Origin of the sequence: Kribbella deserti (assembly GCF_042434725.1) — a bacterium.
Classification (GTDB): domain Bacteria; phylum Actinomycetota; class Actinomycetes; order Propionibacteriales; family Kribbellaceae; genus Kribbella; species Kribbella deserti.
The window spans coordinates 1-9,153 of sequence record NZ_JBHLTC010000033.1 but is presented as its reverse complement, the minus strand read 5'-3'; the positions used below and the strand labels follow the sequence as shown (position 1 = coordinate 9,153).

The 9,153-nt window shown below is 68.0% G+C and carries 10 protein-coding genes; 4 read left to right on the top strand and 6 right to left on the bottom strand.

The genetic code is table 11. The annotated features are described in order from the left end of the window. The coding region (locus tag ACFFGN_RS25425) for an FG-GAP repeat domain-containing protein (RefSeq protein WP_380052213.1) at positions 1-1,008 on the bottom strand (1,008 nt) is incomplete at its 3' end. Positions 1,009-1,442: 434 nt separating this feature from the next. On the opposite strand from ACFFGN_RS25425, the gene ACFFGN_RS25420 reads away from it, so the two are divergent. Next, positions 1,443-3,155 carry a glycoside hydrolase family 9 protein gene (locus ACFFGN_RS25420; protein WP_380052210.1) on the top strand — a complete coding sequence of 571 codons (1,713 nt, stop codon included), beginning with the start codon at positions 1,443-1,445 and terminating at the stop codon, positions 3,153-3,155. A 41-nt stretch (positions 3,156-3,196) separates the two neighbouring features. Next, the gene (locus ACFFGN_RS25415; RefSeq protein ID WP_380052207.1) at positions 3,197-3,823 is read left to right on the top strand and encodes a SecDF P1 head subdomain-containing protein; all 627 of its coding nucleotides are present in this window, start codon (positions 3,197-3,199) and stop codon (positions 3,821-3,823) included. 40 nt (positions 3,824-3,863) lie between these two features. Here the strand turns inward: ACFFGN_RS25415 and ACFFGN_RS25410 are convergent, their stop codons facing one another. The 3 genes from ACFFGN_RS25410 to ACFFGN_RS25400 all read right to left on the bottom strand — a co-directional run bounded on the left by ACFFGN_RS25410 (position 3,864) and on the right by ACFFGN_RS25400 (position 6,179). Then, the gene (locus tag ACFFGN_RS25410; RefSeq protein ID WP_380052204.1) at positions 3,864-4,091 is read right to left on the bottom strand and encodes a DUF3072 domain-containing protein; all 228 of its coding nucleotides are present in this window, start codon (positions 4,089-4,091) and stop codon (positions 3,864-3,866) included. Between the two features lie 2 nt (positions 4,092-4,093). Further along, on the bottom strand, positions 4,094-5,086 hold the full coding sequence (locus ACFFGN_RS25405) for a YihY/virulence factor BrkB family protein (RefSeq protein WP_380052201.1): 993 nt from the start codon (positions 5,084-5,086) through the stop codon (positions 4,094-4,096). Positions 5,087-5,210: 124 nt separating this feature from the next. Beyond that, positions 5,211-6,179, bottom strand: a complete 969-nt coding sequence (locus ACFFGN_RS25400) for a helix-turn-helix transcriptional regulator (protein WP_380052198.1) — start codon at positions 6,177-6,179, stop codon at positions 5,211-5,213. Between the two features lie 85 nt (positions 6,180-6,264). Between ACFFGN_RS25400 and ACFFGN_RS25395 the strand changes: the two genes are divergently transcribed. Both ACFFGN_RS25395 and ACFFGN_RS25390 read left to right on the top strand, forming a co-directional pair. Next, positions 6,265-6,663, top strand: coding sequence for a VOC family protein (locus tag ACFFGN_RS25395; RefSeq protein ID WP_380052195.1), 399 nt, complete (start codon positions 6,265-6,267; stop codon positions 6,661-6,663). A gap of 167 nt (positions 6,664-6,830) precedes the next feature. Next, positions 6,831-7,229, top strand: coding sequence for a hypothetical protein (locus ACFFGN_RS25390; RefSeq protein WP_380052192.1), 399 nt, complete (start codon positions 6,831-6,833; stop codon positions 7,227-7,229). 80 nt (positions 7,230-7,309) lie between these two features. On the opposite strand, the gene ACFFGN_RS25385 is transcribed toward ACFFGN_RS25390, so the two are convergent. Together ACFFGN_RS25385 and ACFFGN_RS25380 are read right to left on the bottom strand one after the other, a co-directional pair. After that, a complete protein-coding gene (locus ACFFGN_RS25385) occupies positions 7,310-8,203 on the bottom strand; it encodes a hypothetical protein (protein ID WP_380052189.1) in 894 nt (297 codons plus the stop codon). Between the two features lie 49 nt (positions 8,204-8,252). After that, positions 8,253-8,969: a protein-sorting L,D-transpeptidase LdtCP gene (locus ACFFGN_RS25380; RefSeq protein ID WP_380052186.1), complete on the bottom strand. Its 717-nt coding sequence runs from the start codon at positions 8,967-8,969 to the stop codon at positions 8,253-8,255. Positions 8,970-9,153 lie beyond the last annotated feature (184 nt).

Genomic DNA, 9,153 nt, shown 5'->3' with positions numbered 1-9,153 from the left:
CGCGCCGGCGAACTCGGGATACGTCGCCCAGCCCTCGCCGATCTTGATGCGCTCGCCGAACGCGCCCGCGCCCTTGCCCGGGTACCAGTACAGGAAGCCGCCATCGCGCCCGACGATGTCGGCCCGGTTGTCGCGGTTGATGTCGACCATCGCGAACCACTCGATCGACGTCCAGCCCACACCGGAGTTGGCCAGCTTGGAGAACGTTCCGCTGCCGGAGTTGTGCCAGTAGTGCAACTTGCCGTCTGTTGACGTCGCCACGATGTCGGCGGCCCCGTCCGCGTTCGAGTCCCCTACCGCGATCCGGTTGTACGCCGAGCTCCAGCCGGGACCGATCGGCGACGAGGCTCCGAACGTGCCCGAGGAGTTGCCCGGGAACAGCCGCAACACGTTGCCGGGATCAACGGCCAGCACATCGTCGTACTGGTCGCCGTTGACGCTCTCGGCCGCCCGGTCACTGCTGCCGCTGGTCCACCAGCTCGTCTGCCTACGCGCACCCGCCCAGCTGAAGCTGAAGTGAATGTGGTCGGTGTGGGGGTTCGACCGGTCGTAGTCCTGCCAGCCGGCTGATGGGTTGGACGCCGACCAGATGTGGCTGTTCCAGATCATGTACGAGATGCCCAGCCGACGGGCCAGGGCATGCCGGTTGCCGTGCTGGTCGGTCGCCAGCAGCCAGGCGAGCAGTTCGGTGGCCTGCGTCAGCTGCGACGGCAGGTTGGCGTTGAACGGGTAGTCGAGCGCACGGCCCTCATGGTGATGGCTCGCATCGCCGTCGTCACAACGCCGGACAATGCCCAGACTGCTCCGGCCGTATTCGGCCTGCAGCAGTTCCAGGAAGTCAACGACACCAGGCTTTGCGGTCGGATCACACCCGGGCGTGGTGGGCGGCGAGTACGGATCGATCGCCGCCGGGAAGGACGGGGTGGGTGGCACCGCCCAGGCTGGTTGGCCGGCGGTGAGTGCGACCACCAGCAAGGCGGCGCTCAAACCGGCAAGGAACTTCTTCACGGTTACTCCTCCATCGAAGTACTGGCCTGCGTGCGGGCAGGCTGCCGCCGTGACCGGAACTTGCCGGACAGCGGAACGCGCGGTGGTGACATCCGCGCTGCGACCGCGACTGATCGCGGGGTGACGGCACGCGACAAGTCGCGTGGTGGGGCGAGGGCAGCGGGCTCAGCGCCAGCTACCGCGCGTCTTATTCGGTGGCTAGGTGCCCGCCGACCCGACGACCTGGGGCTCGGGGAAGCTGCTCAGGTGAATACCTGGCGACGCGGGCGATGTGGCTGCCGGTCGATGCATAACTGCCTCACCTCTACGATCGGACGGGATCGAACGTGATGACCTTGGCAGCTACTCTCGCTCCTGCCGGCCTTCCTGGCCAGCAAACTGCAGCAACTTGCAAGGCCGGTACGCCTTGCCGAATTGGGAAGGCAGGTGCGGTTGTGCGTTCAAGGGACCACGAGACTCCGGGGATTCTGGTGTCGCACCTCGGCTACGGCAGCGAATCCGGGCGAGCCGTGATCGCCGTCGTACCGGACGGGCCGCTCACCGCCGAACTCGTTGGTCCCGACGGAACCGTGAGCCTGCGACCAGGCCCGATCCAGCGTGTGCCCGGCTGGACCGGCGGCCCGTACGCGCGGATCCCGCTGCCGGACCACCTCGCGGCTGGAACGTACACGGTCGGGGTAGTTGCCGACGGCATCCACTTGGAGTCGGAGTCGTTCGTGATCGGACCGGAACGCCTTCAGCGGCAGACGATGTCCGACGTACTGGCGTATTTCAAGGCCATGCGCTCCAGTGGGGAGATCGATCGCAAGGATCGCGCCGCCCGGCGCTGGGATGACTCATCCGGTACGACGGTGGACGCGCGCGGTGGTTGGCTGGATGCCAGTGGGGATACCAGCAAGTTCCTGTCCCATTTGACCTACACCTCGACGATGAGTCCGCAGCAGATTCCCTTGTGTGCTTGGGCGATGCTTGTTGCGCGGGATCAACTCGTCGCTCATCATCCAGCCCTCGTTCGGGTTCTGGGCGCGCGTTTGCGCGATGAGGCGCTGTGGGGTGCGGACTTCTTGATGCGGTTCCGCTCGTCCGACGGCTACTTCTACACGGGCATTTTCGACGCGCTCACGAAGCAGTTGGACGAGCGGGTGATCACCGCGCCGCTGCAGGATTGCGTACGCACCAGCCGGTACCAAGCCGCCTACCGCCAAGGCGGCGGTCTGGCCATCGCGGCCCTGGCCCGCGCCTCCACCACAGACGACGACGGCGACTTCACCCGGTCCGAGTACCTCACGGCGGCCCACGAGGCGTTCGCCCACCTAGAGCAACACAACCTCGCGTACCTTTTCGACGGCGTCGAGTCGATCATCGACGACTACACCGCCCTACTAGCCACCACCGAACTAACCGCCGCCACCAGCCCGGCGTACGGCGAGGTGCGGGAGGCGGCGCGGCGGCGAGCTGCGTCGTTGATCGGGCGATACGTGCGGCCCGGTGACGGGCCCGGGTGGTTTCGCGCGGACGAGCAAGGCCGCCCGTTCTTCCACGCCGTCGAGCCCGGCCTGCCAGTGCTGGCTCTACTACGCTTCGCCGAGGTGCTACCCGACGCCCCCGAGGCAAAGGCCGCGCGGGAAACGGCGCTACAGGCGATGCTCGACATTCTGGACCGTACGGCGTCCGTGCCGAATCCATTCGGCTATCCGCGCAGCCTCGTCCAGCCGGCCGGTGAAGCTTCGCGGGAGTCGTTCTTCTTCCCGCACGCCAACGAAACCGGCTACTGGTGGCAAGGCGAAAACGCGGCGATCGCCTCCCTGTCGGCTGCCGCACGTGAATGCACGCGATGGAACGGAATCGACGACGATGTCCGTGCGCGCCTGAGCACCTTCGCCGCCGATCAGCTGGCGTGGATCGTCGGCCGCAACCCCTTCGACAGCTCGATGTTGCAGGGCCGAGGGCGGCACAACGCCGACTACTCCTCCGACTTCCCGAACCTGCCAGGCGGCATCGTCAACGGCATCACCTCCGGCTGGGCCGACGAGCAGGACATCGCGTTCCTACCGCCCGACGCCCCCGAAGGCGACGCCTGGCGCTGGGCGGAACAGTGGATCCCTCACACCGGCTGGTTCCTCCTGGCAGTAGCCGCCGCTCCGTGACCAACTCGAGGTGACTCGGTTGGCGCCTAGCATCTGGTGGCATGGCAGCACAGACGCCGTTCCCGCCACCCGAGTACCGTCCGCCTAGGCGGAACCGAGGCCCGTTGGTGCTGGTCGTCGTACTCGGTCTGGTGGCAGTCGCCGTACTGGCCGGCGCGGTCGCAGTCGGCGTGATCCTGCTGGCCCGCGTTGACGGCTCGGGCGCCGGTGAACCCACGTCCTCCACGACACCGCGCGCGCCGCGGGCGGAGCGTGGCGCGGTGGAGTTTCGTCGCGTGCTCAAGGCCGAACCCGGCACGTGCAGCAGCCCATCCACGGGAACCCCGGCGCCGAACGGGATCGCCTGCGGACCGGACGGCATCGGCTACACCCTCGGCGCGGTCGAGCTCGATGGCAGCCATGTGTCCCGGGTGGACGTCGCCTCCAGCCCAACCGGCGGCTGGACCGTCGGCCTCAGCCTCACCGATGAAGGCGGGCGCAAGTTCGGCCAGCTCACCGCCGACCTCGCCGCGGCCCCACCGCCGCGGAACCAGCTCGCCATCGTGGTGAGCGGCCGGGTGGTATCCGCACCAAGCGTCGCCGAAAAAATCATCGGCAGCCACGTGGAGATCAGCTCGAACTTCACCAAGGAACAGGCCGAAAAGCTAGCCGCCGAAATCACCGGCTAGGCGCGGTAACACCCTCGCCCCGGTTGGCGCGAGCGGGCCGCTAGCGTTGGCTCGCGTCGGCGGCTTGACCGCGGCCAGTGCGGTCTTGCAGCTCGTCGATCCGGCGCGAGGCCTCGGCTTTTGTGAGGTTGTCCGGCGGCGGCTCCTCGCCGGCCTCCTGCGCCAGCGTTCGCAAGTACGACGCCTGCGGGCCCGTCATCGGCTCATCACCGGTGGTCCAGTCGTCCGGATCCTTGTCCGGTACGGGAGTCACGTCCGACTCAGCCATGCTCAGCTCCTTCCGCTCGTTCGAACACTGTTCGATTGTACTCCATCTTCAGGAACCGAATCCGCCTTCACCGCATTACGCTCACCGACGGGCTGCGGTGGCCCCTTGGTGGTATCCCGAATCGTCTGCTCCTCGCTCTCGGCGTTGATCTCCGCGCCCAGCAGTACGGCGTACACGGTGAGCCAGAGCCACAACATCAGTACAACGACCGCCGCCAGACTCCCGTACGTCTTCGCGTAGTTGCCGAAGGTCTCGACGTACAACGAGAAGGCGGCCGACACGATCAGCCAGGTGATGGTCGCCACCGTCGCGCCGATCGACACCCAGCGCAGCCGCGGCGCATCCCGATCAGGCGCCAGGCGGTACGTGATCGCCAGCGCGATACTCATCAGCACCACCGCGAGGAGGAGCCGACCGATCTCCACCGCGATCCGGACCGGCGTCGACACCTCGCCCGAACCGAACAAGGCCGGACCCAGCGCCATCAACCCGGCCGCGAGTACGACGAACAGGATCGCGCCAAGGGTCATACCGAGGGCCAGGCCCTTGCGGCGTACGAATCCGCGCGTCTCCTCCTCGTCATACGCAAGGTTGACCGCAGTGATCAGGTAGCCGACTCCCCCGGACGCACTCCACAGGGCGGTCAGCAGGCTGATGACCAGCCCGATGCCGAGCGCCTGCTGAGGTGCGGACGTGAGCGCCTCGACCTGTTGCAGCAGCAGGTCCCGCGCGGAGCCGGGTAGCGCCCCGGCAAGCTCGTCGACTTGCGTCCGGATCTGCGCCGGTTCGGCCACCAGGCCATACGTCAACACGGCCGCGATCATCGCCGGGAAGAGCGAGAGGAATCCGAAGAACGCGACACCGGCCGCCAGCAGTGGGACCTGGTCGGTTTTCGCCTCCGCCCAGGCCCGCTTGAGGATCTGCCACCACCCGGCGGCAGGAATCTGTCGCGGCGCCTCGGCCTCGCGCCCCGGCGTACGCTCGTTCTTGCTCATCGCGCCTCCTTGCACTTGACGCCTGGGTAACCGATCAAGGCCGGCCCGAAACATCCCGCACAAGGCCGGGGCCCGGTGACTCGCGTGAAGCGCCTGAAGCACCTGAAGCGCCTGAAGCGCGTGCCTAGGGTCGAGTCCCGCCGGCTCGCGTGAAGCGCGCGGCCCAATCGGCGGCCATGACCGCCAGCTCGGGCGGCGCGAGCACGGTGAACTCGGCGCGGAGCGAGCCAAGGGCGAAGAGAGGCCCGTCGAGCGAGTCGGTCTCCATCGTCAATACGCAACTGGCCGCCGTACGCGCCCGCACTTCCGCCCATCGGCCGAACCGCGCGCTGACGACGTCGGCGGGCGCTTCGACCACCACCTCGACGCGATGCCGCCCGCCCGGCGCACCGCCGGACACCCTTTCGCGTACGAAGGCGGCGACCTCCTCGAAGGGCGGCGTACGCGGGGCGAACGCCGTACCGGCCGACTCGGCGGTGGTGATGCGGTCGATCCGGAACGTTCGCCAGTCGTGCCGGTCGAGGTCGTACGCCACCAGGTACCAGCGCTGCCCGAGCGCCACCAGTTGGAACGGTTCGGCCTGGCGGTCCGAGGCTTGGCCGTTCGCCGCGCGATAGGCGAACCGGATCCGCTCGGAATCGCGGCAACCCAAGGCCAGTACGGATAGCACCGCGTGATCAACGGGCGCGGCGGAATCGCTGCTCCACAAGGCCGGCGTGGTCGATGAGCGAACCGCGTTGAGCCGAGCCCGGAGTCGCCGCGGCATCACCTGGATGAGCTTGGTCAGCGCGCGCAACGCGGCCTCACCGCCGTCCCCGGTGGCGACGTGCGACTGGATCGCCACGGCCAGGGCCATCGCCTCATCGTCGTCCACGACCAACGGCGGCAGGGCCGCGCCCGGAGCGAGCGCGTATCCACCGTCGACACCTGGATTCGCATCGACGGGATAGCCCAACTCCCGGAGTCGATCCACGTCCCGGCGCAGCGTCCGCGGCGAGATGCCGAGCTCGTCGGCCAGCAACGGGCCGGGCCAATAGCGGCGCGCCTGCAGCAACGAAAGCAGGCGCAGGGTCCGAGAACTCGTATTCGCCATATCTCCACGATCGCCGGAATCGCGGTCAGGAAGTGACCGCGATAGTTCCTAGCGTAGCCGTACACCCTCAATCGAAGGAGCAGAAATGTCGATTACCACCACGACGCACCTGAACTTCCGCGGCGATGCCCGCGCGGCGCTCGAGTTCTACCAGTCCGTCTTCGGCGGGGAGCTTGCCGTAGTCACTTACGGAGACGCCCACAACGTGCAGGACGACCAGATCATGTGGGGCCAGGTCCAAGGCGGCAGCGGGATCCACCTGATGGCGTACGACGTACCACAAGGGCTGCCGTACGAGCAAGGGGTCAACTCGGTGTTCGTGTCGGTTCGCGGGGATGACGCCGAGGAGATCACTTCGTACTGGAAGGGCCTTGCCGACGGCGCGACCGTGGTCCAAGAGCTCGCGCCGGCAGGCTGGTCGCCGCTTTACGGCATGCTCAAGGACCGGTTCGGCGTCGTCTGGGTGCTCGACGTCGCCGCCTAGCAAGGCTCACGGGTCCAGGCACCGCCAGGCTCCGCCGGCTCGCGGGACGGGCTCCGCGCGGCTCGTGGGGACAGGCCGATCGGCTTGTCCCCACGGCGGGTGGAAAGCGGCCTGTTCGTGACCATCGACGGACCGCCGGGCCGGCGTTTGCGGCTTAGCCTGGAGATATGGCCACGTACGGGGAAAGTCCCCACGGCGAGGTGGGGCTACAGGCGCTCTTCGACAGTTCACCGGCGCCGCGCGCGCGAATGTCCACGGCCGCTGAAACGGCCCTCGTTGCCGGGTTGGGCGCGATGCTCACGGCAACCTTCTCGATCCTCTTCGGCGTCGCGCTGGCGCTGGGCACGCTCGCGGTGTGCACGGGCCTGGTCGGCCTGATCACCACCCGCCGCCCGGACGTGGCCGGCAGCGCCCTCAACGTGTTCGGGTTCTGCCTCGGCCTGCTCGCGATCGCCGCGGTGGGCCTGCGCTACCTGGGTCTCGACACCGCCTTCGGCGATCCGCTGCTGCCCTGGATCGCCGAGCAACTGCACCACTGGAACGCAAAACTCCCCCAGCCGCGCTAGCCGGTACGTCGTATGGCCGGTTACTGCGTCTAGTCGGCCGCGAGCGTTCAACTGGTTGGGAGGCTCAGACGGTACGGCGGTCAGCCGGTGACGGGGTGACGGGTTTCGACGGGGCTGGGTGGTGGCGCCGGCGGCGGGTGCTCGATGTCCTGGCTCGGCTTGGGTGGCTTCGGCCGTGGTGTCGGCTTGGTCCGGGGCGCGGGCTTCGCACAGGTGACCGACGCCAGCCGGATCACTTCGGCGCCGTTGCCCAGGTTGATCACCAGACCAGTGATCGTGAACGAACCGTCGGGCCGCTTGGTCTGTTCGTTGATGGTGATCGTGGCCAGTGGCGCGGCCGGAATCGTCGCGCCCTGCTTGGTACTCGGAATGGCGATGCGCTGACCGAGCAGGGTGAGCGCGCCGATGTCGACACCACCCTTGTCGCCCGCGCACCAGACGTTCAGCGAGTCGATGCCCAGTACCGAACTAGGTGGAGTGAGCAACAATTCACAAAGCTCCCGCAGGTTCTTCGCGGGCAGGTCATCGGTTCGCGGCAACTCGGGCAGCGGTAGTCCAAGCCCTGGCAAAGCCAGGTCGGGAATCGGCAGATCGTCGCCGCCCTGAGCCGGAAGCCGATCGCAAGCCGTCTTCAACTCCGGCGGCAGCTTCACCTGGTTGAGCGCGCCTTGGCCGATCGTCACGTCGAGCAACTCGACCACCGCGGAGTCGTTCGCGGCGGTGACCGAACCCGCCCGCGCGGCGATCAACGGATTGGCCGGGATCTTCAGGGCGGACGACGTTCGCTCCCGCCCGTCCACCGACTCGATGTACGGCGTCTTCGGGATCGGGACCTGCCCCTCGGCACTGACGGCGTACGCCGAAGAGGGCCGGGCGGCCGCGTTGCCCACGGGGGCCGCGGCGACCAGGCTGAACGCGGCGACACCCGCCACCGCGCTGACCGTCACCACCGTCGGCACGAAGTCTCGTCGCATCTTTGGCCCTCGCTCTCTCAAGTTTCCGCGGCCCTTCACCTAGTGTCGATCACTTGCTGTCGATCAGCACGAGTGTTCCGAGTGGGACGCGGCGCAATCGGTCCAGCGCGCCATCCGGTACCCGGATGCAGCCATGACTGACCGCCGCGCCGAAAACGTTCGACCGCGGCCAGCCGTGAATCGCGACGGTACCCGGTCCCCCACCGAACGTGTCCAGCGTCGGGCTGTGTGATCCGAGCGGCAGGATCACCGGCGAATAGGACTGCCGCTCATCGGTGATCGACCCGAGCACAAACGTCCGCCCGGGCGGCGTCGGCGTCTTCCGCGCGCCCACCGCCACCCGCCAGATGCCCTGCCGGCGGCCCTTGTGCAACAGCTCGATCGTCCGCGAACCGGTATGAACGCGGATGACGTACGGCGAAGTGGCCCGCTCCAGGTCCCGATCCTTCAGCCAGCCGGTGGATCGATTGGGCCTGGACGGCAACAAAACCCGGACCCACCCGTCGGCCCGATCGATCACCGGCAACCAAGTCGGCCCGAACTGACGCGGCCCGATCTTCGCAAAGGCCTTCGCGTCTGGAGCGGTGTAGACGGCCATCTCCTCCTGCGGGTGAACCACAAGCCCGTCGGTCGCCGCGAACGGCTTCGAGTCCTGCGGCGCGAGGCTGATCGTCGCGTGCGTGGTCGAACTCGCCAGCGTGCTCAGGTCGACGTCCTCGCCACCGAACAACGCCGCGGCCGCAACACCGCCAAGCAGAACCAGCACAGCGGCACCCGGAACGGAACTACCACCCCGCTCCCCGCCCGACCGGCCCATCCCACTCCCCGCATTCCGACCACGCCATGCAAACCAGACCGCCAACCAGGGCGGTCCGACCAACCCGGCCGACTGAGCCGCCCCGGCGAGTCCGGAGGCTTCGTTAGGTGTTAACCGGCCTCGGCGAGACGGG

Bases quoted from the DNA above. Each gene is read 5' to 3' on its own strand.
- ACFFGN_RS25385 (WP_380052189.1), bottom strand. From the start codon at position 8,203: ATGCGACGAGACTTCGTGCCGACGGTGGTGACGGTCAGCGCGGTGGCG.
- ACFFGN_RS25395 (WP_380052195.1), top strand. From the start codon at position 6,265: ATGTCGATTACCACCACGACGCACCTGAACTTCCGCGGCGATGCCCGC.
- ACFFGN_RS25410 (WP_380052204.1), bottom strand. From the start codon at position 4,091: ATGGCTGAGTCGGACGTGACTCCCGTACCGGACAAGGATCCGGACGAC.
- ACFFGN_RS25390 (WP_380052192.1), top strand. From the start codon at position 6,831: ATGGCCACGTACGGGGAAAGTCCCCACGGCGAGGTGGGGCTACAGGCG.
- ACFFGN_RS25405 (WP_380052201.1), bottom strand. From the start codon at position 5,086: ATGAGCAAGAACGAGCGTACGCCGGGGCGCGAGGCCGAGGCGCCGCGA.
- ACFFGN_RS25400 (WP_380052198.1), bottom strand. From the start codon at position 6,179: ATGGCGAATACGAGTTCTCGGACCCTGCGCCTGCTTTCGTTGCTGCAG.
- ACFFGN_RS25415 (WP_380052207.1), top strand. From the start codon at position 3,197: ATGGCAGCACAGACGCCGTTCCCGCCACCCGAGTACCGTCCGCCTAGG.